This window comes from Vibrio zhugei (genome assembly GCF_003716875.1).
GTDB classification, from domain to species: Bacteria; Pseudomonadota; Gammaproteobacteria; order Enterobacterales; family Vibrionaceae; genus Vibrio; species Vibrio zhugei.
The window spans coordinates 2638145-2662131 of record NZ_CP033078.1; the positions used below are offsets into that span (position 1 = coordinate 2638145).

The 23987-nt window shown below is 46.3% G+C and carries 21 protein-coding genes; 11 read left to right on the plus strand and 10 right to left on the minus strand.

The genetic code is table 11. The features are described from left to right. Positions 1-75 precede the first annotated feature (75 nt). From hslU to priA, 5 genes are all read right to left on the minus strand, one after another. The gene (gene hslU, locus EAE30_RS17415) at positions 76-1410 is read right to left on the minus strand and encodes an HslU--HslV peptidase ATPase subunit (protein WP_123017055.1); all 1335 of its coding nucleotides are present in this window, start codon (positions 1408-1410) and stop codon (positions 76-78) included. 45 nt (positions 1411-1455) lie between these two features. Further along, a complete protein-coding gene (gene hslV / locus EAE30_RS17420; protein ID WP_123017056.1) occupies positions 1456-2019 on the minus strand; it encodes an ATP-dependent protease subunit HslV in 564 nt (187 codons plus the stop codon). A 119-nt stretch (positions 2020-2138) separates the two neighbouring features. After that, positions 2139-2693: an SPOR domain-containing protein gene (locus EAE30_RS17425; protein WP_123017057.1), complete on the minus strand. Its 555-nt coding sequence runs from the start codon at positions 2691-2693 to the stop codon at positions 2139-2141. 117 nt (positions 2694-2810) lie between these two features. Then, positions 2811-3857, minus strand: a complete 1047-nt coding sequence (gene cytR / locus EAE30_RS17430; protein WP_261809166.1) for a DNA-binding transcriptional regulator CytR — start codon at positions 3855-3857, stop codon at positions 2811-2813. Between the two features lie 262 nt (positions 3858-4119). Beyond that, complete coding sequence (priA, locus tag EAE30_RS17435) at positions 4120-6324, minus strand: primosomal protein N' (RefSeq protein ID WP_123017059.1); 2205 nt, start codon at positions 6322-6324, stop codon at positions 4120-4122. A gap of 306 nt (positions 6325-6630) precedes the next feature. Here priA and rpmE point away from each other — a divergent pair, with 306 nt between their 5' ends. Together rpmE and EAE30_RS17445 are read left to right on the plus strand one after the other, a co-directional pair. Then, complete coding sequence (gene rpmE, locus EAE30_RS17440) at positions 6631-6846, plus strand: 50S ribosomal protein L31 (RefSeq protein ID WP_123017060.1); 216 nt, start codon at positions 6631-6633, stop codon at positions 6844-6846. Positions 6847-7144: 298 nt separating this feature from the next. After that, positions 7145-8413, plus strand: a complete 1269-nt coding sequence (locus tag EAE30_RS17445; RefSeq protein ID WP_123017061.1) for a malic enzyme-like NAD(P)-binding protein — start codon at positions 7145-7147, stop codon at positions 8411-8413. A gap of 84 nt (positions 8414-8497) precedes the next feature. Here EAE30_RS17445 and metJ read toward each other — a convergent pair whose 3' ends face one another. Beyond that, positions 8498-8815, minus strand: a complete 318-nt coding sequence (gene metJ, locus EAE30_RS17450) for a met regulon transcriptional regulator MetJ (protein WP_077315144.1) — start codon at positions 8813-8815, stop codon at positions 8498-8500. A gap of 198 nt (positions 8816-9013) precedes the next feature. Here metJ and EAE30_RS17455 point away from each other — a divergent pair, with 198 nt between their 5' ends. Further along, entirely contained in the window at positions 9014-10180 is a 1167-nt protein-coding gene (locus EAE30_RS17455) for an O-succinylhomoserine (thiol)-lyase (RefSeq protein ID WP_123017062.1), read from the plus strand. Next, complete coding sequence (locus EAE30_RS17460) at positions 10181-12592, plus strand: bifunctional aspartate kinase/homoserine dehydrogenase II (protein ID WP_123017063.1); 2412 nt, start codon at positions 10181-10183, stop codon at positions 12590-12592. It begins immediately after the preceding gene. A gap of 93 nt (positions 12593-12685) precedes the next feature. On the opposite strand, the gene zapB is transcribed toward EAE30_RS17460, so the two are convergent. Beyond that, the gene (zapB, locus tag EAE30_RS17465) at positions 12686-12928 is read right to left on the minus strand and encodes a cell division protein ZapB (RefSeq protein WP_123017064.1); all 243 of its coding nucleotides are present in this window, start codon (positions 12926-12928) and stop codon (positions 12686-12688) included. Positions 12929-13244: 316 nt separating this feature from the next. Here zapB and glpX point away from each other — a divergent pair, with 316 nt between their 5' ends. Then, positions 13245-14252, plus strand: coding sequence for a class II fructose-bisphosphatase (gene glpX / locus EAE30_RS17470; RefSeq protein WP_123017065.1), 1008 nt, complete (start codon positions 13245-13247; stop codon positions 14250-14252). 50 nt (positions 14253-14302) lie between these two features. Here glpX and pfkA read toward each other — a convergent pair whose 3' ends face one another. Together pfkA and fieF are read right to left on the minus strand one after the other, a co-directional pair. Then, positions 14303-15265: a 6-phosphofructokinase gene (gene pfkA, locus EAE30_RS17475; protein ID WP_123017066.1), complete on the minus strand. Its 963-nt coding sequence runs from the start codon at positions 15263-15265 to the stop codon at positions 14303-14305. Between the two features lie 212 nt (positions 15266-15477). Next, positions 15478-16407, minus strand: a complete 930-nt coding sequence (gene fieF / locus EAE30_RS17480; protein WP_123017067.1) for a CDF family cation-efflux transporter FieF — start codon at positions 16405-16407, stop codon at positions 15478-15480. 179 nt (positions 16408-16586) lie between these two features. Here fieF and EAE30_RS17485 point away from each other — a divergent pair, with 179 nt between their 5' ends. The 4 genes from EAE30_RS17485 (at position 16587) to EAE30_RS17500 (ending at position 19937) form a co-directional block, all read left to right on the plus strand. Further along, on the plus strand, positions 16587-17276 hold the full coding sequence (locus tag EAE30_RS17485) for a response regulator (protein ID WP_123017068.1): 690 nt from the start codon (positions 16587-16589) through the stop codon (positions 17274-17276). A 4-nt stretch (positions 17277-17280) separates the two neighbouring features. Further along, entirely contained in the window at positions 17281-18660 is a 1380-nt protein-coding gene (gene cpxA, locus EAE30_RS17490; protein ID WP_123017069.1) for an envelope stress sensor histidine kinase CpxA, read from the plus strand. A gap of 77 nt (positions 18661-18737) precedes the next feature. Then, on the plus strand, positions 18738-19343 hold the full coding sequence (locus EAE30_RS17495; RefSeq protein ID WP_123017070.1) for a superoxide dismutase: 606 nt from the start codon (positions 18738-18740) through the stop codon (positions 19341-19343). A 117-nt stretch (positions 19344-19460) separates the two neighbouring features. Continuing rightward, positions 19461-19937 carry a tRNA (cytidine(34)-2'-O)-methyltransferase gene (locus EAE30_RS17500; RefSeq protein WP_123017071.1) on the plus strand — a complete coding sequence of 159 codons (477 nt, stop codon included), beginning with the start codon at positions 19461-19463 and terminating at the stop codon, positions 19935-19937. A 31-nt stretch (positions 19938-19968) separates the two neighbouring features. Here EAE30_RS17500 and EAE30_RS17505 read toward each other — a convergent pair whose 3' ends face one another. Beyond that, positions 19969-20454 (minus strand): FxsA family protein, encoded by a 486-nt coding sequence (locus EAE30_RS17505; protein WP_123017072.1) that lies wholly within the window; start codon positions 20452-20454, stop codon positions 19969-19971. A gap of 200 nt (positions 20455-20654) precedes the next feature. Between EAE30_RS17505 and EAE30_RS17510 the strand changes: the two genes are divergently transcribed. Both EAE30_RS17510 and EAE30_RS17515 read left to right on the plus strand, forming a co-directional pair. Next, positions 20655-22559, plus strand: a complete 1905-nt coding sequence (locus tag EAE30_RS17510) for a sensor domain-containing diguanylate cyclase (protein ID WP_123017073.1) — start codon at positions 20655-20657, stop codon at positions 22557-22559. A 256-nt stretch (positions 22560-22815) separates the two neighbouring features. Continuing rightward, positions 22816-23975 (plus strand): IS3 family transposase gene (locus EAE30_RS17515; protein ID WP_123017074.1). Its coding sequence is split into 2 segments (ribosomal slippage): positions 22816-23074 and positions 23074-23975, totalling 1161 coding nucleotides; the frame shifts between segments, so codons are not numbered across the junction. Positions 23976-23987: the final 12 nt, after the last annotated feature.

The window sequence follows — 23987 nt, forward strand, 5'->3', positions numbered from 1 at the left end:
AGTATATGCGGAACGATACACATAAAAAAGCCTGCCGATGCGGCAGGCTTCAAAGCTTTGTTTTTGATCAATTTATTAAAGAATAAAACGGCTTAAATCTTCATCTTCAATCAATTCACCCAGACGAGAGGTCACATACTCCGCATCCACTTCAAAACGTTGACCTGGATTTTCCGTCGCGGCGAAGGAGATATCATCCATTAAGCGTTCCATCACCGTATGCAGACGGCGAGCACCAATATTCTCGGTGGTTTCATTCACCTGCCATGCCGCTTCTGCAATTTTCTTAATGCCATCTTCGGTAAAGGTCACATCCACGTCTTCGGTTTTCATCAACGCAATGTATTGCTCCGTTAATGACGCTTTTGGTTCAGTCAGAATACGGCGGAAATCATTGCTCGATAACGCATCCAATTCCACACGAATCGGTAAACGACCTTGCAACTCTGGGATAAGATCCGAGGGTTTCGACACTTGGAATGCCCCTGAGGTAATAAACAAAATATGGTCAGTATGAACCATACCGTGTTTTGTCGTGACCGTGCTGCCTTCAATCAATGGCAGTAAGTCACGCTGAACCCCTTCGCGAGAGACATCTGGACCCGAACCTTGGCCGCTCTTACAAATTTTATCCACTTCATCAATGAAGACAATACCGTGGTTTTCCACATTGAAGATCGCCTGCTCTTTCAGATCTTCGGTATTGACCAGCTTGGCCGCTTCTTCTTCGGTCAAAGCTTTAAAGGCTTCTTTGATGGTTAACTTACGTTTCTTCGTGGTGTCATTGCCCATGTTCTGGAACAGACCTTGTAGCTGGTTGGTCATTTCTTCCATACCAGGAGGCGCCATGATCTCAACACCCATTTGCGGGGCCGCCACATCGATTTCAATTTCTTTATCGTCTAATTGACCTTCACGAAGCTTCTTACGGAATGCCTGACGAGCAGAAGACTCTTGCGGCTCTTTCTCATCCGCTTGTCCCCATCCATCACGTGCCGGTGGAATCAACACATCCAGAATGCGATCTTCGGCCAACTCTTCGGCGCGAAACTTCATTTTTTCCATTTCTTGCTCGCGAGTCATTTTCACCGCGACTTCCGTCAGATCACGAATAATCGTGTCGACTTCTTTACCAACATAGCCCACTTCAGTGAACTTAGTCGCTTCGACCTTGATGAACGGCGCATTCGCCAGCTTCGCCAAGCGGCGGGCAATTTCGGTTTTACCCACACCCGTTGGACCAATCATCAGAATATTTTTTGGCGTGACTTCTGAGCGCAAGCTTTCATCAAGCTGCATACGGCGCCAACGGTTACGCAGTGCTAATGCCACTGAGCGTTTCGCGGTATCTTGACCAATGATGTGACGGTTGAGTTCGTCAACAATTTCACGAGGTGTCATTTCAGACATATACAGAATCCTTTTATTCGGTGACAAATCACTATCTTTTGTTTATTACCCGTTTGGTAGCGCGGCGATCGGCTGGCCATCATCGGTATATTCTAGTTCTTCGATAGTGTGATTATGGTTAGTAAAGACACAAATATCACCTGCGATATTTAACGATTTCTCACAGATAGTACGCGCATCTAAATCCGTATTTTCTAATAAGGCAATCGCAGCGGACTGGGCAAAGTTGCCCCCCGAGCCAATAGCAATCAGGTCGTGTTCAGGCTGAAGTACATCGCCATTACCAGTAATGATGAGAGAAGCAGTTTCGTCAGCAACGGCAAGAATCGCTTCCAAGCGTCGCAATGCTCGGTCACTTCGCCATTCTTTCGCCATTTCGACCGCGGCTTTGGTCAAATGCCCTTGGTGCATTTGTAATTTGCTTTCAAAGCGTTCAAACAAAGTAAATGCATCCGCCGTACCACCCGCGAAACCAGCCAGTACTTTGTTATTGTATAAACGGCGAATTTTTTTCGCGTTGCCTTTCATCACGGTATTACCCAGTGATACTTGTCCATCACCTGCGATGACAACTTTATTATTACGGCGTACAGAAACGATGGTAGTCACGTCAGAGCCTCTTATCTTTTTTCTCTATGGAGTTAGAATCTATATAAGGGTCATGATGCAGGAATTCAAGGGGAGAAAAAACAATGCAACGTCAAGAGTCCCGACATTGCATTGTTTCATTACTGTTGATTATCTTTGAGGATGATACAAGGTTCAATTTTCGCGCGCTGCAGTTTGTGTCGATCACTCTCGGCTTCGCGTTTAAATTTATACGGACCAAGTACAATTCTATACCAGCTACTATTTTCACGTTTACGAATCATGCTGCTCAACCCTTGGAAAGCAATATTCGCTTTACGTTGTTGCGCTTGCTGCATCGTTTTAAACGCGCCACATTGCATCACATACGGAATTTTTGACACTTTAAGTTCTTTGGGCACCACTTCAATCTCTCGGCTGGGGAGAGAATCCACGTAATGCCACTTTTCCGTAGGCGGCGGCGGTAAGTTGCTTTCCTCTTTGACGACTTTTTGCGTCACCGGTTTCGCCACAGACCTAACCTTGGGTTCGGGCTTAGGCGCGGGATCCGAGTTTAAAATATACAACCCATACCCAAACGCGCCCACCGCTACCAAGGCAATGAGCCCACTGCGCCAAGGCTTACGCTTTGGCGTATTTTTTTTGGTCGGCTTACTTTGACTACGACCACGTCTTACATAATCTTTATTAGCCACAGGAATTCTAGCGTTAACAATTTATGGGACATGGTAAAGCAGTTTCTTTAGATAGAACAGTATTGATACACAAACTCATCCAGAAATGCACATTTGACCATGAACTTACGAGGTAAATCACTGCACAGAGCGCGGCGGCGCGGTACTTTCTCTGACTACCAAAGCGGTATCAAGCAGTCTTGATCCGGCTTGAACATCATGCCCACGCAAGACATCTAACATCATAAGCATCGCCTGACGGCCAATTTCATAACGAGGTTGCGAAATCGTCGTCAATGGTGGATCGCAAAATTGAGCAAATTGGATGTCATCAAATCCAACCACGGATAAATCCTGCGGCACACGCAAACCAAGACGTTTGGCTTTTTGGATAGCACCAATCGCCATCATGTCATTGTGACAAAAAATGGCGGTGGGCGCTTGAGGCAACGCGAGCAACTGCGTCACGATGTGCGCGCCTGCATCAAACGAAAAATCACCGTGCATACAGTAATCATCATTCATGGTAAGACCCGCTCGGCGCAAAGCTTGCTGATAACCTTGGTGGCGAAAAGAACACAAGGCCGCACTCTTAGGTCCCGCGATTTCAGCAATACGCTTGTGACCCATTTGCGTTAAATAGTTCACCGCTTCAAAGGCCGACGTTAAGTTATCAATATGAACGGTGGGTAATTCCAGCTCAGGAGCAAACTCGCACGCCATCACCATCGGCGGCAAATTTTTCTGCTCAGGTTTGCTAACATCAAACGGCAGATCCGTACCGAGCAATAACATACCATCGGCTTGTTTCGTAAACACAAGGTTGACGAATGAATGTTCCCGCTTCTTTTGTTGTCCACTATCACCAAGTAAAACTAAATACCCGTGCTCCATCGCTGCATCTTCGATGCCACGAATGATTTCAGAGAAATAAGGATCACAGATATCAGGCACGATCGCGACGATCGTCTTCGATTCATTTCGGCGTAAGTTTCTCGCTAAAGAATTTGGAGAGTAACCCGCTTCTAAAACCGCTTCTTCCACACGTTTGCGTGTCGAAGAAGAGACTTTTTCCGGGTTCATCAATGCACGAGAGACCGTGGCAGTTGATACACCGGCAAGCTGGGCAACGTTCTTCATTGTCGCCATACAAAAAACCCTCTTATTAAAATCTGGATAGTTAATTCACACATACTCATTTGCATCATCCAATAAGGTTCTCAGCATTGGCCGCAACAGATTGAGATAACATAGACTCTAAACTATCCATTGTTATGGCTGGATGAAGTCATCACGCAGATACGCGCTTCACAATGTGTGTTTCTCAGTTTATGCATTTCACTTCAACTGTATAACGCTTAACATAACAAATTATACATGAGTAGAGTGATATTAATCACACTTTGTTAAATTGTATTTCTTAAGCCTAGCAAAGATTTATGATTTTTCATGAAAGATCTTGTGGTTCAATATCTAAAGTCCATCGGACCTTCTTGGCTAACGGCAATAAGTGGATGGCAGGCTTCGCACTGCGCAGTAGCTTTTGCATCAATGAACGTGACTCGACCTGCAGTAAAAGTTGCCAACGAAACTTCCCGGCACGCTTGGCAAGTGGCGCCGGTGTCGGCCCCAATACTAAGCAGGTTTCATCAAATTGCGGATGGGTTTCTAGGGTATGACGCATCTGGCGAAGAAAGTCTTCGACTTGCTGAGCATCGTTCGCTTCTGCTCGTACCAAAGTGAGATAACTGTATGGCGGTAACGCGGCCATTTTACGTTCTTGCAAAGCCGTGATCGCAAAATCGTTGTACCCTTTGGTTAATAACGCTTGCAATAAGGCGTGCTCAGGGTGGTGCGTTTGTAAGAAGACTTCGCCCGGTTTACTCGCGCGCCCTGCTCGCCCTGAGACTTGAGTAAAAAGCTGGGCAAATCGTTCTGCGGCTCGAAAATCGCTACTGTACAAAGAGCCATCCACATCCAAAAGCCCCACCATGGTCACATCCGGAAAATGATGGCCTTTCGCCAGCATTTGCGTACCGATCAGGATTTGATATTCACCCTTTCGAATGGCTTGCAAAGCCGCTTCTAAACTGCCTTTGCGACGAGTACTGTCTCGGTCAATGCGAATCGATTTATAGTCGGGAAATAATTCCCCTAACTGTGTTTCTAATTGTTCAGTCCCGACCCCCACCGTCACGAGGTGCGTTGAACCACACGCCCCACATTGATGCAATACCGGATGTTGAGAGCCACAATGATGACAGCGCATTTCACGGCTATTTTGGTGGTAGGTATAGTAGGCATCACAACGTCGACAATCGGCAATCCACCCACACTCATGACACATTAATGCTGGCGAGAAGCCACGGCGATTTAAAAACAGTAAAACTTGGTTGCCGGCTTGCAAATGGCGACGCATCTGTGCAATCAAAGGGGCCGACAAACCGCTTTCCAAAAACAGGCCCTTGACATCGAGAACATGATTCGTCGTCGGCGTCGACAATCCCGCGCGCTGAGTCAGGTGCAGATGATGGTATTTCCCTGACAAGGCATTGTGTAAGGTTTCCAGCGCTGGGGTGGCCGAGCCGAGCACAATCGGAATGTTCTCTTTCGCAGCGCGCATCACCGCCACATCTCGCGCGTGATAACGTAAGCTGTCTTGCTGTTTATAAGAGGCATCATGCTCTTCATCGACGATGATAATGCCTAAATCGGCAAACGGGGCGAGCAAAGCGGAACGGGTACCAATAATGATCCCCGCGGCCTTATCACGCGCACTTAACCACGCATTCAATCGCTCAGTATCATTGAGACCCGAATGCATCACTTCGATGGGCACTTGAAAACGGCGTTTGAACCGATTAATGGTTTGTGGGGTTAAGCCAATTTCAGGGACCAGCACAAGCGCTTGCTTGCCTTGTTCTAAAATGGGCTTAATCATATTCAGATACACTTCGGTTTTGCCAGAACCGGTTACGCCCTGCAATAAATAACAGGCAAAATTGGGGTCACTATTTACTGCAGCAATCGCGATCGCTTGTTCTTCATTGAGTGTGGGCTTATCAACATCCGCCTCAACTTGAGCCGGCCAAGGTTTAACCGAAGGCTGCCGCTCTTCCATGGTCACCCAGCCTTTTTTTTCTAAGGCTTTTAATGTGGTCGAAGTGATGTCTTCATCCAGTAGCATGGAGTGAGAAACCGGGCCGTTCTCTAAACGGTGCATGACGCGATTTTGCTGAACCGCACGCGACGGCAATCCCACCATAAACTGATTGCGCCCTTCCTCTGTCAAAGACCATTCGCGATACGGACTAAAACTCGCGGCTTTCCCTTGGCGAATCGCGGTTGGCATCGCATTGGCTAGGGTGTCACCCAATGGATGATGATAAAATTGGCTGCACCAAGATAATAATTGATATAAAGATTCCGACCACACTGGCTGGCTATCTAATACTTGGTAGATGGGTTTCAGTTGTTCCACCGGAAAGTCAGATTGGCTCACTAACGCCGTGACAACACCGACTAATGTTTGCCGACCAAAAGGGACTGAGACTCGCCCACCAATAATCGGGAACAGGTGGCTTGGAATGATATAATCAAACTGTTTATCTAAAGGGACGGGTAACGCCACTCGGGCAATCGATGGGAGCATAAATACTGTCGTTAGAGGCACTCGTTATTAGTAGCTAGTCTACTGGATGAAAGGCATAAATTCGAATGAATCGTATAGGGCTAGGTATATTCCATGTTCAAAAGCAAACCAACCACGGCTAATCCGCTAGAATTCGACTAAAATAACAACAAACCAGTTGATCGTAAGACGTGGATTCTTTATCATAGCGCGCCTTAACGGTCTGGCCTTTGATTATAAAGACCATAACGTTTTTTTACCATTAACTTACGTGTGGTGTCCAACTTAGATTTGGATAGCGACACGGCCTAATATTGAGGTTATCCCATGAAGACTGGTATCCACCCAGAATACAATGAAGTGAACGCGAACTGCTCTTGTGGCAACACTTTCACTTTCAAATCAACACTAAGCAAAGATACTCTACACCTAGACGTGTGTGACAAATGTCACCCATTCTACACAGGTAAACAACGTATCGTTGATACCGGTGGTCGTGTTGATCGCTTCAACAAGCGTTTCGGTAACCTTACAAGCAAATAAGCCTATTTGTGTTGTAACTACTGAAATAAAAGGGCGCTATTTAGCGTCCTTTTTTGATCTTGGCGGTTGGGCGCCCCTCTTCCCTTTTTTATACGCCCGACGTTCATTGGCAACACGCTGCCAAAGCACACCTGAGAGAGAAAAATCAGGCAAACCTTTGCGCGAATGGCATCTGGTCTTATCAGCAATTAAAGCCATTAAAACTTCGCTATATTGACTGTCGCCAACTAGGCACTCATCACATCCTGTTCTAAAATGTCCGCCTTTCTACTCCTAAAAAAACAATAGAGAGTCTCCAATGTCTGATAACCAAGCAAACATCAAAGAAGCGTTTCGCCAAGAAGCCCTGAAATACCACGCCTACCCAACACCTGGCAAAATTGCCGTTTCCCTAACCAAACCCGCTGATTCCGCACATGATCTCGCCTTAGCTTACAGCCCTGGTGTGGCTGAACCTGTTCGTGAAATCGCGCAAAACCCTGACAACATTTATAAATACACCGGCAAAGGTAATACGGTTGCTGTGATTTCAAACGGCACAGCGATACTAGGTTTAGGTAACTTAGGACCCCAAGCGTCTAAGCCTGTGATGGAAGGTAAGGCCTTACTGTTCAAACGTTTTGCTGGCTTGGATTCTATCGATATTGAAGTAAAACACCGTACAACGGAAGAGTTCATTAACACTGTTGCGAGTATCGCTGATACATTCGGTGGTATTAACCTAGAAGATATTAAAGCGCCCGATTGTTTTGAAATTGAACGTCAATTGATTGAACGCTGTGATGTACCAGTATTCCATGACGATCAGCACGGTACTGCCATTGTGACTGCGGCGGGCATGCTCAATGCCATTGAACTGCAAGGCAAAAAGCTCGAAGACTGTACCATCGTATGTTTAGGTGCGGGTGCGGCCGCCATTGCTTGTATGGAACTGTTGATCCAATGTGGCGCGATGCGTGAAAAAATCTACATGCTGGATCGTAAAGGTGTGATTCATACACGTCGCGACGATATTAATGAGTATAAGCAACGTTTTGCCAATAACACCGATAAACGCACACTTGAAGATGTGATTGAAGGCGCTGACCTATTTTTAGGTGTATCCGGACCGGATCTGTTGAGCAGCGAGCAACTTGCATTAATGGCTGACAAGCCTGTTGTTTTTGCTTGTTCCAACCCTGATCCAGAAATCAATCCAGAAACAGCGCACAACACGCGTAGCGATTTGATCATGGGTACTGGACGCAGTGACTACCCTAACCAAGTAAACAATGTATTGTGTTTCCCATTCATCTTCCGCGGTGCCTTAGATGTGCGTGCCAGCGAAATCAACATTGAGATGAAATTGGCCGCAGTGGATGCGATTCGTCAATTAGCAAAAGAAAGTGTTCCTGAGAACGTATTGAAAGCCGCTGGCGTTGATAAGCTTGAATTTGGTCCGGCGTACATCATTCCAAAACCAATGGACGCTCGTCTGTTACCTCGCGTTGCCCGCGCGGTTGCTCAAGCGGCAGTTGACTCTGGTGTTGCGCGCATCGACATGCCTGAGAATTACATGGCTGAATAACACATTCAGACTGTGCAAAATACAAAAACCCAGCTTGGTTGGGTTTTTTTGTATCACTTATCTTCCTATAACAATCACGAAGATCTAGTCGTCAAACGACTCAAACTCAATCCCCATCCGTGTCATCATTTCTTTGGCTTCTACGGGAATATCATCCGGTCCATCTTTTCGTAAATCTTCATCAGTCGGTAATGGCTGCCCGGTATACGCGTGCAAAAATGCTTCGCACAATAGTTCACTATTTGTGGCATGTCGTAGATTATTAATCTGGCGACGAGTACGCTCGTCCGTTAATACTTTTAATACCTTAAGTGGAATGGATACGGTGATTTTTTTCACCTGTTCACTTTTTTTACCATGTTCCGCATAAGGGCTTATATAGTCGCCGCTCCAATCTGCCATTGCACACCTTCGTTCAGTCATTCAGAAAATAAATCAGTAATCTGGTAATTTTAACGGTATTTACTGCTACAAGCAAAGACATATAGATGGCTAGATGTGTTGACGTCCACAAAAACACAAAGTAAAGTACATTGATAAACATTTGCCTTGGCGATAAGTTTGGTACAGCCACCCTCTGCGTTCAAGAAAGGATACATTATGAGCCAATATAACCCCGACACCATAGCCGTTCGAACTGGAATTGAATCTGATTCACAACATCATGCGGTTGTTCCGCCGATTTATTTATCCACGAACTATGGTTTTCCCTCATTCGGGGAAGTCCCTACCTACGACTATACTCGCTCAGGGAATCCGAATCGTAGCTTATTAGAAGAAGCACTGGCGGAGTTAGAATCTGGGGCTGGCGCCACGATTACCAACTGCGGTACGGCCGCGATTAACTTATGGATCACGGCTTTTCTTGGGCCTAATGACCTGATTATCGCGCCGCACGACTGCTACGGTGGGACGTATCGTTTACTGAACACACGCGCTCAAAAAGGCGATTTCAACGTTCAATTCATTGATCAAAGTGATGAGCAACAACTGCAAAACGCGTTGAACAAGCAACCCAAATTACTCTTGATTGAAACCCCATCCAACCCACTGATTCGCGTAGTCGATATCAATAAGGTGTGCAAGCAAGCCAAACAACACGGAACGTTAGTCGCCGTTGATAACACGTTTTTGACACCCATTTATCAGCAACCCCTTACACTGGGCGCGGACTTTGTGATTCATTCAACCACCAAATACATTAATGGTCATTCTGATGTGATTGGTGGCGTGCTCATCAGTTCAGAAAAAACACATGCAGAACACGTCGCTTGGTGGGGAAATTGTATTGGTGCAACAGGTACACCGTTTGATAGCTATTTAACATTGCGCGGTTTGCGCACATTGAGCGTACGTATGCGCCAACACGAAGAAAGCGCCGCCGCACTACTGGATTACTTAAGTGAACAAGAGCTGGTTGGAACCATTTATCACCCTAGTTTACCCAATCATCCAGGACATGAGATTGCCAAGCAGCAACAGCGTGGCTTTGGCAGCATGTTAAGTTTTGAGGTCAATGCCACCTTTGAACAATTAAAAGTTTTTGTCAGCTCACTGAAGTTATTCTCTTTGGCTGAATCACTTGGTGGGGTGGAAAGCCTGATTTGCCACCCTGCCTCCATGACACACCGAGCGATGGGTGAAGACGCGCTGGCCGCTGCTGGCATTTCCCCGTTATTACTGCGAGTCTCTGTTGGATTAGAATCGGCAGACGATCTCATCGCTGACTTAGAACAAGCATTTACTACCGCGAAGGAGAGTTGTTAAATGACAACACCGCGCCAATTACATAAATTTGGTGGTAGCAGCCTTGCTGATGCTGATTGCTATCAGCGGGTTGCGCAGATCCTGTGTGATTATTCCCAGCCCAGTGATTTGATTGTCGTATCCGCAGCAGGCAAAACGACCAATCGTTTAATCACATTCATTGACGCATTAAGTAAAGATGGGCGTGTGGCGCATGAGACCTTATTAAGCCTAAGACAATATCAAAGTGAATTAATTACCACTTTGCTGGACGGCGAAACGGCGGATCATCTCCTCACGCAATTAATGGCAGAAATGAGTGAACTTGGCGAGATCACCGCGCCCATCACGAGCGACAAACGAGCCTATATACTCGGTCACGGTGAAATGTGGTCCGCCCGTTTGCTGGCGGCGGTACTCACCCAATTACAGCTTGATTGTGCCATGCTAGATGCGCGCGCTTTTCTGCGAGCAGAGGCGGGAATCCAACCTGAAATTGACCGTGCCGCCTCCCAACCACTGTTGGATAATATTCTGGCGCAACATCCCAATAAACGCTTGGTCATCACCGGTTTTATGGCGCAAGACAAAGCCGGGAATACCGTCCTGTTGGGCCGAAATGGTTCGGATTACTCAGCCACCATTATTGGCGCATTAGCGCATGTCAATCGTGTGACCATTTGGAGTGATGTCGCGGGCGTCTTCAGCGCCGACCCGCGCTTAGTCGGTGAGGCGTGTTTGTTACCCTTACTGCGTTTAGATGAAGCCAATGAACTGGCCCGTTTGGCCGCGCCAGTATTGCATAGCCGCACGCTGCAGCCTGTCACACAAAGTACCATGGACTTACACTTACGTTGCAGCTATCAGCCGGAAGCGGGCTCGACTCGCATCGAACGCGTGCTTGCCTCAGGGCGAGGCGCCAAGATCATTACCTCGCTTGATGATGTGTTATTAATTGAGCTGACCTTCGGTCGTCATCATGCCTTCAAACAGATTCAGCGAGAAACGTTGCAACGTTTGAAACGCATGCAATTGGAACCGCTGGCTTATGAAGCGTTAGAAGATCAAGGCCTGCTGCGCTTAGCCTATACCGAGGAAATCACCTCAGGCGCGTTGGAATGTCTGCAGGATGCGGCAGTCGAAGCGGAAATCAAACTCAAAGAAGGCTTCCAATTAGTGGCGGCCGTCGGTGCGGGGGTCAGTAACAATGCCAATCATAATTTTGGGTTCTATCAGCAATTAAAAGCCCAACCGGTCGAGTTTATCTCCACAACAGAATCGGGACTAAGTTTGGTGGCAGTATTACGCCATACCGATTTACCGCCATTAGTGCACAATATTCATACCCAACTTTTTCAAGCCCAAAAACGCATCGCGCTCGTGTTGTGTGGCAAGGGCAACATCGGCTCAAGCTGGTTACGGTTGTTCTATCAACAAAAAGCCGAATTGGAAAAACGGCGCGGCATGAATTTCGAACTCGTCGCGGTTGTCGATAGCCAGCGTTACCTGTTTAATGAGGCTGGGCTTAGCGAGCAAGACGTCGTAGAACGCTATAAAGATGATGCCATCAGCCATGATGGACACAGCTGGTTAACCACGGTCAATGACTTACAACATTACGATGATATCGTCGTGCTGGATGTCACCGCCAGTTCTTTTGTTGCCAATCAATACCTCGATTTTGCCCAGCATGGTATGCACCTGATTTCGGCTAATAAAGTCGCTGGTTCCGCACCGAGTGAATATTACTATCAAGTCAAAGAAGCCTTTGCCAAAATTGGACGTCAATGGTTCTACAATGCCACCGTTGGCGCAGGCTTACCGATCAATCATACCGTCAGAGACTTGCGTGAAAGTGGCGATGACATCACCGCGTTATCTGGGATTTTCTCCGGCACGCTCTCGTGGTTATTCCAACAGTATGATGGCAGTGTTCCCTTCAGTCATTTGGTCGATCTGGCTTGGCAACAAGGGTTAACTGAGCCCGATCCTCGCCATGATCTGGATGGCTCGGATGTCATGCGCAAACTGGTTATCTTAGCAAGAGAAGCAGGATTTCATATCGAACCAGAAAGCATCAAAGTCGAGTCACTGGTCTCAGACTCCTTGGCGGAAGTGTCTTTAGATGCGTTTCTTGATCAAAGTGATGAGCTCAATGCGTTACTCGCTGAGCGCCTTGAAAAAGCCCAACTTGAGGGGAAAGTACTGCGTTATGTCGCTCGGTTGGAAAAAAATGGTCAAGCCTCGGTCGGTATTGAAGCATTAGATAAAGAGCATGCCTTAGCGAATTTACTGCCATGCGATAATATTTTTGCTATTGAAAGCCGTTGGTATAAGGATAATCCATTGGTGATTCGTGGGCCTGGTGCTGGACGTGAAGTCACGGCGGGCGCCATTCAGTCGGATCTCAATCTCTTATCACACCTGCTGTAATCACTCTGGGCCCTCGCTTAGGCCCCTCGGGCATACAGGCAACAAAAAAACGCTGGTAAGATACCAGCGCTTTTTTTAATCGACGACATGAATTTACTCAACGTCATCCATTTTGCCAAGCAAGTTACGAATACGCTCTTGCCAAGCTTCGTGTTCTTGTTGAACTTGAACGGCTTTTTGCTCCAAGGCTGCACGCTCTTCTTTTAGCTGGCTATTTTCACTTTCAACTTGCTGCTTTGATTCTTTTAACTCTTCTACTTCCATCTGTAGTAATGCAATGGTGTCGACCGCAGTCTGAATTTTTGCTTCTAGTTGTTCTAGTACTTCAAAAGACATGTTGTTTACCCTTTAATGAATCGTTTAGCGTGACTCAAGCGGTCACTGTATGCGTCCCATTCTACTCAGCCACGCGTCGATAAACACTCTCTATATTAGAGAAATTGCGCTATTCGGTTAAAAAAAAACCTTTTATTGACAAAAAGTTCGCTTTTCGGCGCTTTGTCGTGTGAATTGTGCTAACGCCTACCCTAATTTCTGAGCCGCTTTTGATCAAGTACAAATCTCACTCATGTGAAAACCCTGTCATAGAATGGATTATGTTAGAATTCCTCTCAGACTTTTCGCCCTCTTTAATCGTTTGTTTGGAGTAAACATGAAACGGGATTTGGCTTTAGCGTTCTCTCGAGTGACAGAAGGTGCCGCCTTAGCAGGACACAAATGGCTCGGACGCGGTGATAAAAATGCCGCTGATAATGCAGCAGTAGAAGCAATGCGGCTCCTACTCAATAGTACGGATATTTCCGGTGAGATTGTTATCGGTGAAGGAGAAATCGACGAAGCGCCTATGCTCTATATCGGAGAGCAAGTTGGCCAAGGTGGAGACGGCGTGGATATCGCCGTGGATCCGATCGAAGGTACCCGTATGACCGCGATGGGACAATCCAATGCGATTGCCGTGCTTGCTGCGGGCGAAAAAGGCAGCTTTTTGAAAGCGCCGGATATGTATATGGAAAAACTGGTCGTCGGACCACAAGCCAAAGGCAGTATTGACTTGGAGCAACCATTGGCCGTCAATCTATCCAATGTCGCCCAAGCGCTTAATAAACCACTGTCTGAATTGGTTGTCGTCACACTGGCTAAACCTCGTCATGACGCCATTATTGCAGAAATGCAAGCAATGGGGATTCGTGTCTATGCACTGCCTGATGGTGATGTTGCCGCATCGATCTTGACTTGCATGCCAGATAGCGATGTGGACATGATGTACTGTATTGGTGGCGCCCCTGAAGGCGTGATTTCTGCCGCCGTGATTCGCGCACTGAATGGCGACATGCAAGGTCGCTTGCTACCGCGTCATCAAGTGAAAGGAGAAACCGAGGACAATCGCATCTGGGGAGCGCGAGAACTGCAGCGTTGCCAAGAAATGGGCGTCAGCGCGAATACCGTACTCACGCTCGATGACATGGTCAGTAGCGACAATGTCATCTTCTCCGCAACAGGGATCACCAAAGGAGACCTAGTGGAGGGGATTAGCCGCCAAGGGAATATGGCCACGACGGAAACCTTACTGGTTCGTGGTCATTGCCGGACCATTCGTCGGATCAAATCGACGCATTACTTAGACAAGAAAGACGCATCCGTGCGTGAACTGATTATCTAAGATAAAAAAGACCGCTGATGCGGTCTTTTTTATCTCATGCAGACAGCCGCTTACGATAACTCGTCAGCCACTTTATACAGCTCTTTACGTACAGGACGGCGCATATTTTCAATCGCATCGATAATATCGTGATGAACCAATTCTTCTCTTTGCGTCCCGACACAACGACCGCCATAGCCTTCCATCAGTAGATGAACGGCATAGTTACCCATACGCGATGCAAGAATGCGGTCGAAAGCCGTTGGGCAACCACCACGTTGAATATGGCCTAATACGGTCGCGCGAGTTTCACGTTCCGTCGCTTCTTCAATTTTCTTCGCAAGCTCATTGGCGTCCATCATCAATTCCGTCAACGTGATAATGGCATGCTTTTTCCCTCTGCGGATATCATTTTGCAAACTCTTAATGAGCTCGTCCATATTCAATCCCGTTTCTGGAGAAATCACATATTCACAACCGCCCGCCACAGCCGACATTAAGGTCAAATCACCACAGTGACGGCCCATAATTTCAACAATCGAGATACGCTGATGTGAAGAAGACGTATCACGCAAGCGGTCGATGGCTTCAATAACCGTATTCAATGCCGTGAAGTAGCCAATCGTATAGTCCGTCCCAGCAATGTCATTATCGATCGTGCCTGGCAGACCAATACATGGATAGCCCATCTCGGTCAGTTTTTTTGCGCCCATGTAAGAACCATCGCCGCCAATAACCACTAATGCATCAATGCCATGCTTTTGCAGATTTTCAATGGCAACTTTACGAACCGCTTCTTCTTTGAATTCTGGGAAACGTGCTGAACCTAGAAACGTACCACCACGGTTAATCACATCCGAGACACTGGAACGGTCGAGTTTAACAATACGATCTTCATACAGACCTAAGTAACCGTCATACACGCCATACACTTCTAGATCCGCGCCTAATGCGGTTCTTACCACACCACGAATCGCTGCATTCATGCCAGGTGCATCACCGCCACTGGTCAAAACCCCGATTTTTTTAATCATGCTCACCCTCTACATGTTGGGAACTCATCCAAATATTTCTACGTTGCTTGAAACTGTTGCCAAGCAATAAAATTCTTATTGTTGATCTATGTTACCTGTCTTCAACCAGAATACTACTATAAAACCACTTTCATGATGGTATGATGAAACGAAAGTATGTCACTCATAATCGCGGTGATTGTTGATACACATCAGAATCAAGCCAGTTATTCTCAACTGATGACCGAGGTGCCATACCAATCCTGAGGTTTGAGATCATCTTGAGCATTCAATACCACAGATAACGGGTCTTGATGGATCAAAATGTCCGAATCAGGGAACGCTTCCATGAGTTTGGCCTCGACAATGTCAGAAAGCTCATGGGCTTGCAGCAATGGCATCTCATCTTGCAATTCAATGTGTAATTGGATAAATCGCACTGGCCCTGACATCCGAGTACGTAACTGATGCATCCCCATGACGCCATCCACTGACAAAACAATATCAATAATGCGTTGGTTATCTTCTTCCGGTAACGAACGGTCCAACAACGTTTGTACCGCCGTATTGGCCATTTTTATCGCGCTATACGAAATGTACACCCCAATCACGATAGCAAAGACCGCATCCGCCTGACCAATACCAAACCAACTCAAGCCTAGCGCAAAGGCAATGGCAATATTCATGTACAAATCGGTTTGATAATGTAACGAATCCGCCGCAATGGCCTGACTTCCGGTTTTCTTTACTACGTATTTTTGAAACTGCACTAATCCTAAGGTCACCACAATGGCGAAAAGGCTGACATAGACCCCCCATTGCGGCGCAACCAACGCCTGCGGGTGGAAAAAGCGTTGCACCCCATTTAATATCAAAAACAGTGCAGAGCCAGAAATAAACATCGCTTGTGCTAAAGCGGCTAACGACTCAGCTTTCCCATGACCGAATTTATGCTCTTTATCAGCAGGTTGTAAGGCATATTTTAAGACAATCAGATTGACAACCGACGCTGCGATATCAATCATAGAATCAATCAGGGAAGCCAATAAGCTCACCGAACCGGTCATCCACCAAGCCACGACTTTAATAATTAGCAAGACACTTGCCACTCCTGTAGCAAGCCAAGCGGCGGCGGTGACCAAACGTGCATAGTCATGTTTCATTGTCTTTCCCTGATAAAAAATAGAATCGATGGCGTTGACTGCATTATTGCAGTAGTCGCCCAGTTCGACAAGACAATCACAGTGCTGCGTAAATGAACGTAAATACGAAAATTAGTACTAAGGACATCAGCGTAATCAAGATAAAATAACGATAGAACACGACGAAAAGTGAGAATCCTATGCCCCATATTCTAGTAATTGATGATGATAATGAGCTAACTTCGCTACTCAAGGAAGTCCTCAGCTACGAAGGCTTCACTGTCTCTGAAGCCCATGACGGGCAAACTGGACTGGCGATCATTGACGAAACCATCGACCTCATTTTGTTAGACGTGATGATGCCTAACCTCAATGGCACAGAAACGCTCAAAAAATTGCGAGAGCAGTGGCAAACTCCGGTACTCATGCTGACCGCCAAAGGGGAAGAAGTCGATCGGGTGATTGGACTAGAATTAGGCGCAGACGACTATTTACCGAAACCGTTTAGTGATAGAGAATTGCTCGCACGCATTCGAGCCATTTTACGTCGTACACAGAGCACAACTGACACCAATAAAGGCAATCGATTCTTAGAATACGGCGATATCCAAATCAACACAGGCAAACAAGAAGCCTATTGCCAAGGCGAATTATTGGAACTCACGACGACTGAATTCGCACTGCTGACTCACTTCATTGAAAACCCGGGCAGCACGTTATCAAAAGAAACGTTAAGTATGGATGTGCTGGGCAAACATCTCTCGGCGTTTGATCGTGCTATCGATATGCATGTATCCAACTTAAGAAAAAAACTGCCACCTCGTGCCGATGATAAACCACGAATTAAAACGCTACGCGGTCGTGGCTACATGTTGTTACTAGAGAGTTAAGCCTGTGCCGAAATTCAACAGTCTGTATGCCCGCATTTTCGCTATTTTTTGGCTGACCATTGCCATCATCGTGGTGGGGGTATTGGCCATTCCCAACCTGGATCCACGTAAGTCAAAAGAGATTCCATCGGACATGTACCAAAGCATGCTCGATGCTCGTGATATGATTGAAAATCGCTATGCATACGACCGCAACCTGACGTTTATCTTGCAGGATCTGGATCGGCATCGTATTCAACCACATCGCGATCGTAATCGTCCAGATTTTTTTATTACCACACAAAGTGGCAAAATCCTCTCCGGTCGCATCGCCTCATCAGAAACCTATCGCGCCCTAAAAAACTTTACCTCTAGCATTGATTATTCGGATGAACCGACGCAAAGAGCGTATGGAAAATATCGCATTTCAGGCCCTATTCCGATTATCTTAGCGCAGCAACCCTTGTTGTTATTTGTCGGTTTTGATTGGAATGGTCCCCCTCCTTTTGTGATTCACCTACTCGACCACCCCATCCAATTGCTCCTTGTGATCATGCTGATCAGTACACCGCTGTTACTTTGGCTGGCATGGGCGTTAAGTAAACCCGCCCAATATTTAGCTCAAGCCGCGAACCGAGTCGCCCGCGGTAACTTTATTCCGGAGCCAGAGTTGGAAAAAGGGCCCGATGAATTTCGGGTCGCAGGACGAAGTTTCAACCAGATGGTGCAAGCGGTGAATACGATGATTTCAGGACAACAACGGTTACTTTCCGATATCTCCCATGAACTGCGTTCCCCGCTCACTCGATTACGGATGGCGACCGGTCTTGCGGTACGTAAACAAGGGTCAAGCTCTGAACTTGAACGCATTGATACCGAAGCACAACGCTTGGAACAAATGATCAGCGAGCTATTAGAACTCTCACGAGTGCAAACCGACAGCCACCTGCAACGAGAAACGCAACCCCTAACCAGTTTGTGGGAAGAGTTGCTCGACGATGCACAGTTCGAGGCCGAACAGCTCAATAAGACCTTATCTTTTAATGCCATACCGGACGTACCGATTACTGGCAGCCCAAAACTGTTAATGAGTGCCTTAGAAAATATTGTACGCAACGCCATCAAATATGGGCACTCGCAAGTGCAAGTGCACTTTCAACTGGAAGATTTAGCCCTAACGGTGACCGTAGAAGATGACGGGCCGGGCGTGCCTTCATTACAACTTCGCCAGATATTCCGTCCATTTTATCGCGTATCCGAAGCGCGTGATCGTGACAGCGGCGGCACGGGTCTTGGTCTCGCCATTACGGAAAGCGCCATTCGCCAGCACAATGGACAAATTGTCGCGAAAGAAAGTCAACTTGGCGGGTTACTTATCACCTTTACGTTACCAATCGATGCTTAAAAACCACACAAAGACTACAGTTGATAATGAGAATGATTTACAATAATATTTAAACTCTTCTCAAGGAGGGTTAGATTATGTCACATTCATTTCCAGAGTTACCGTATGCGTATAATGCACTCGAACCTTACATCGATGCACAAACGATGGAAGTTCACTACAGCAAGCATCATCGCACCTATTTTGATAAATTCATGGCCGCCATTGCCGGCACTGAATACGAAAATACGTCCTTAGAAACACTATTTGCCAATGTGTCAGAAAGGCCACCAGCCATTCGTAACAATGGTGGCGGATATTATAATCATACACTCTATTGGGAGTGCATGAGCCCTAATGGCGGTGGCGAGCCTGAGGGGGAACTGGCACAAGCGATCAATGAAACGTTTGGCAGTTTTGATCAGTTCCAAGACGCCTTTACTCAAGCAGCGATCAACACGTTTGGTTCAGGCTTTGTCTGGTTAGTCGTGGCTAATGGAGAGCTCAAGATTGTCTCTACCAGTAATCAGGATAATCCGTTGATGGATGTCTGTTCGGTTAACGGCACTCCTATCCTTGCCTTGGATGTCTGGGAACATGCTTACTATTTAAGTTATCGCAATCGTCGCCCCGATTATATCCAAGCTTGGTGGAATGTCGTCGATTGGCCAAGTGTTGCCAACCATTTCCAGCGCGCCCAATAAGGTAAAAAAGGCATTACGTCAGCGTAATGCCTGACTTTTCACCCTTCGACACCTCTGTACACGGCCCCCTATCTCGGTATACTTTGAGCCCTATCTCTTTAAGGAAGCTCACACGTTATGTTTGATATCGCGTTATACGAACCAGAAATCGCACCGAATACAGGTAATATTATTCGCCTCAGCGCAAACTGTGGTGCGAATCTACACTTAATTGAGCCATTAGGATTTGATTTAGAAGAGAAAAAAGTTCGCCGTGCTGGCTTAGATTATCATGACCTCGCCCGAGTGACGCGCCACAAAGACTACTCAGCGTTTATTCAATACCTCGAAACAGAGCGCGAGCACTATCGAATTTTTGCCTGCACCACCAAAACAACCGGCCATCATGTTGATGCAAGCTATCAACGTGGTGATGTCTTGCTCTTCGGGCCAGAAACCCGTGGATTACCAGCGGACTTGATTGAGTCGCTGCCAATGTCACAACGGATTCGAATTCCGATGATGCCCGATGCCCGTAGCTTAAACTTATCCAACTCGGTGGCAATTATTGCCTATGAAGCATGGCGCCAGTTAGATTTTCAAGGCGGGCAATAGCCCACCTTATCGCGGAGAATGAAGCGAAGAGTTAGCGCAAGCGGTGATGATCATGTTTATCTTGGTCATCATCGCTGTCTTTTTCTTCAAACTCCCCATCAAACGTTCGGCCTCGCCCTGCCCCATCTTGATGATATCCACCTTGAAACTGACCGCCTGTTTTGACCACCACTTTTGTCAATAAATAGGCAGCGAGCTTTCTGCGTGGTGCGGGTAACAATACCGTCATCCCGAGAATGTCGGTCATAAAACCAGGGGTGAGTAATAACACGCCAGCCACCGCTAATAACACCCCTTCCAGAATCTGTTGCGCGGGGATTTCGCCTTGCTTGACGCGCTGCTGCACTGACATCAATGTTTGTAAGCCTTGGCTACGCACTAGAGATGCCCCCACAAAAGCCGTCACCAAAACGAGACCAATGGTTGGCCACAAACCAATAAAACCACCGACTTGAATAAACAAACCGATTTCAATAATAGGCACTGCAATAAATAATAATAAGATAATTGGGAACACACGCCCTCCTCAGTCAGATACCCACCATAGCCTCTCGTCTTCAGAGGTGCAAGATATCCGGTAAAACCCAGCCAATGATAAATGTTGCAATCCATTACCATATGATAAAACCAACGGAATATGCCATAGAAATCCATTGGCAAAACGAGGACTTATACACTACGTTTTAAAGTAGTTTATTACACGGAGGGGAGTCCAACATGAAACGCTTAAGTAAAACCTTGTCCAAAGGCGTTATTGCATGGATTCTCTGCTCCCTCATCCCCTTAAGCTATTATGCTTATCAAACAAACAAGGTATCCGAGTTTGTCTATGAGCAAATGGAGGCACAAGGCTTTCAGTTTTTATCGTTCGTCGAAAGTCAGGCACATGATGCCGCCGCACGCCTTCAGCAAAGCGTTGACCAACTTAGCCACTCAACGTTGCTCAATCACTATGCCCAACACGCTCAACCGCAACTCAAAAAGTACATCGAGGATCAGTGGTTGATTACCGCTTTTACCTCACAACTGTTTTATCAACTTCGTTATATTGATGTGCATGGCGAAGAGCGTATCCGCATCAATTACGATACAAAAAAGCAAAAACTCCCGGAAATCGTTCCAGATAGCCAATTACAAAATAAAAGTGAGCGCGACTACTTTCAGTATGCGACCACACTCAAAAACGGTGAACAGGGCCAGTTTGGGATTGATCTCGAATATGAACATAAGAAACCGATTATTCCCTATAAACCTGGACTACGTATCATTGTTCCGATCCATGCAGACCAAGAGCGGTTCGGGTATTTTGTCGCCAACTTAGATGTGCTCCCCATCATCAAACGGATTACCGAAAACAAACAAAATTTGCTGGTCGATTTTGTCGACCGCAGCGGTTTCTATGTCATCAGTAGTGATCCTTCTAAATTGTTCGGAGATATCATTTCAGAGCGAGCACAGTATAACATTCCAGCAGAGTACCCTGATCTGTGGAAAGTGATGTCCGAATATCCGAATCGTAAAAATGTCGTCTTAACCGAACAAGGCCTGTTTTTTTATCAACCTTTTATTAATCGCGTTTTCGCCAACGCTGGCCCCTTACTCATGGTCTCGCATTTTTCTCATGCAGAACTTGATGCCATGCTGAACACACGCAATAGCATTATTTTCGCACAAAGTGTGATTCTCTGGCTCATTTTCGGCTTGGTGAGCATTCTTGGTAGTCTCGGCTGGGAACACATTCAAGCCAATAAACAAAGCAAAAAGTTTGCGAGTTTTGTGCTGGAAAATGGTATGGCCGCCGCAATTACCAATAAAAATCATGACATAATTCAATGTAATCATAAATTTAGTGAATTATTCTTAATTGAACCGAAGCACTTAATCGGCAAACACTTACTCCATTTTATCTCGGATCCAAGAGATCAAGAGAACGTCATCACCGCCTTAAACACGCATCAAGGATGGTCTGGCGATCTGGCTTTTCTATCCCCGAATGGCGAGCAACTGGTTTGTCAAACCTCCATTCAAGCGCATATGGATTCTCGTAACAAACGGGTGGAAAATTATGTTTACTCGCTTGCCGATGTATCAAACCATCATCATGTTATCGATGCATTAACCGATAAAAATCATCGCGATCCGATGACATCACTCTGGAACAAACCAAAATTCGAAGAAATACTGGAAATTATGGCACGCCATCAACCCTCAGACGATGACGATGAACTTAATCACAACTTCCTCGCTATCGTCGATATTGATTGTTTTAAGACGCTCAATGATACGCACGGACACCGAGTTGGCGATGAGGCCATTATGTATATCGCCATCCAAATGACCACCTTGCTCAGACAATCGGATTTTATTGCCCGTATTGGGGGGGATGAATTCGCCATCATCACTCAAAGTAAAGACATGAGTACCGTATGCCATATGATGAATCGAGTGCGTGTGGCGGTTGCCAGCTGGCCAGAGTACAACGTCAGTATCAGTATTGGTATCGCGGCGCTGTCTAATGACCCTGTCAGTAGTTTCACCAACGCGGACAAAGCTTTGTATCGTGCCAAACGTAAAGGTCGCAACTGCATTTCTACCCATGATGAGCGAGGAACGCCGACCTAAACATGTAAACAAACGTCCACATCACTTAATAGTAAAAAGTTGATCCGCCTACTTATTTTCATCACTGATGTTGAGTATGATTCGATACGACACATTTAGGACCGTCTGCGCCTCAGTGGGAGAGTATGCTTCTCTTATTCTGGCTCAACGGAGTTCTAAATATTAGCAATCGACTAATGAAGGATCCTCTGTAGTGGTTTAATGATCCCGGACACCAAATTAGGTGGTAAAATCTCCACCATAAATGAGGTGTTCAATGACAAAACGACAACGACGTACATTTTCTGCTGAATTCAAAATGGATGCTGCAAGCTTGGTTCTTGACCAAGGATATTCAATACCAGAAGCAGCACGTTCCATGGATATTAGTGAAACCGTTTTACGACGATGGGTCGACCAGCTCAAGATTGAGCGTGGTGGTGCGACTCCGGCAACCAAAGCAATCACTCCTGAACAACAGAAAATCCAGGAATTAGAAGCCCGAATTAGTCGTTTGGAAAGAGAGAAATCCATACTAAAAAAGGCTACCGCTCTCTTAATGTCGGACGAACTCGAACGTTCTCGTTAATTGACCAACTGAGGGAGTGTGAATCGGTCAAGGTACTTTGCAAGCTGTTCAATGTGGCTTCGTCCTGTTACTACGAATTTAAGCATAGAAAGCCGGATGCGAATCGCATTCGGCTAGCCATCCGAATTAAAGAACTCTTCAACATGAGCCGAGGCTCTGCTGGCAGTCGTACTCTGGTCTCTATGTTGCGTTCAAAAAACATCGAAATCGGTCGATTTAAAGTACGAAAAATAATGCAAGAAGCCGGTCTAATGAGCAAACAGCCGGGCTCTCATCGATATAAGCATGCAAAATCAGAGCGGCCGGATATTCCGAATCTGTTGAAGCGTGAATTCTCTGTCACTACTCCGAATCGAGTATGGTGCGGTGATATCACGTATATTTGGGCAGGCTCGAAGTGGAGTTATCTAGCTGTAGTGCTTGATCTATTTAGTCGACGTGTCGTGGGTTGGTCTCTATCGGATAAGCCTGATGCTGAGTTAGCGTCTAAAGCCCTTGATATGGCTTGGGAGCAACGAGGAAGTCCTATGAACGTGATGTTCCACTCAGACCAAGGATGCCAGTACAGCAGTCGTAAATTTAGACAGAGACTTTGGCGATATCGCATAACTCAAAGTATGAGTCGTCGAGGTAACTGTTGGGATAATGCTCCAATGGAAAGGCTCTTTAGAAGCCTGAAAACGGAATGGGTACCAGCAACAGGCTATTTGACTCAGACTCAAGCGAAGAAAGATATCAGCTACTACTTGATGGCCTACTATAATCGGCAACGGCCTCATCAAGCGAACGATGGGATGTCTCCAGTAAATGCCGAAAATCGGCTTAAATCTGTGTCCGGAATTTATTGACCACTACACTCA

Bases quoted from the DNA above. Each gene is read 5' to 3' on its own strand.
- hslU (WP_123017055.1), bottom strand. From the start codon at position 1,410: ATGTCTGAAATGACACCTCGTGAAATTGTTGACGAACTCAACCGTCAC.
- priA (WP_123017059.1), bottom strand. From the start codon at position 6,324: ATGCTCCCATCGATTGCCCGAGTGGCGTTACCCGTCCCTTTAGATAAA.
- rpmE (WP_123017060.1), top strand. From the start codon at position 6,631: ATGAAGACTGGTATCCACCCAGAATACAATGAAGTGAACGCGAACTGC.
- EAE30_RS17445 (WP_123017061.1), top strand. From the start codon at position 7,145: ATGTCTGATAACCAAGCAAACATCAAAGAAGCGTTTCGCCAAGAAGCC.
- metJ (WP_077315144.1), bottom strand. From the start codon at position 8,815: ATGGCAGATTGGAGCGGCGACTATATAAGCCCTTATGCGGAACATGGT.
- EAE30_RS17455 (WP_123017062.1), top strand. From the start codon at position 9,014: ATGAGCCAATATAACCCCGACACCATAGCCGTTCGAACTGGAATTGAA.
- EAE30_RS17460 (WP_123017063.1), top strand. From the start codon at position 10,181: ATGACAACACCGCGCCAATTACATAAATTTGGTGGTAGCAGCCTTGCT.
- zapB (WP_123017064.1), bottom strand. From the start codon at position 12,928: ATGTCTTTTGAAGTACTAGAACAACTAGAAGCAAAAATTCAGACTGCG.
- glpX (WP_123017065.1), top strand. From the start codon at position 13,245: ATGAAACGGGATTTGGCTTTAGCGTTCTCTCGAGTGACAGAAGGTGCC.
- pfkA (WP_123017066.1), bottom strand. From the start codon at position 15,265: ATGATTAAAAAAATCGGGGTTTTGACCAGTGGCGGTGATGCACCTGGC.
- fieF (WP_123017067.1), bottom strand. From the start codon at position 16,407: ATGAAACATGACTATGCACGTTTGGTCACCGCCGCCGCTTGGCTTGCT.
- EAE30_RS17485 (WP_123017068.1), top strand. From the start codon at position 16,587: ATGCCCCATATTCTAGTAATTGATGATGATAATGAGCTAACTTCGCTA.
- EAE30_RS17495 (WP_123017070.1), top strand. From the start codon at position 18,738: ATGTCACATTCATTTCCAGAGTTACCGTATGCGTATAATGCACTCGAA.
- EAE30_RS17500 (WP_123017071.1), top strand. From the start codon at position 19,461: ATGTTTGATATCGCGTTATACGAACCAGAAATCGCACCGAATACAGGT.
- EAE30_RS17510 (WP_123017073.1), top strand. From the start codon at position 20,655: ATGAAACGCTTAAGTAAAACCTTGTCCAAAGGCGTTATTGCATGGATT.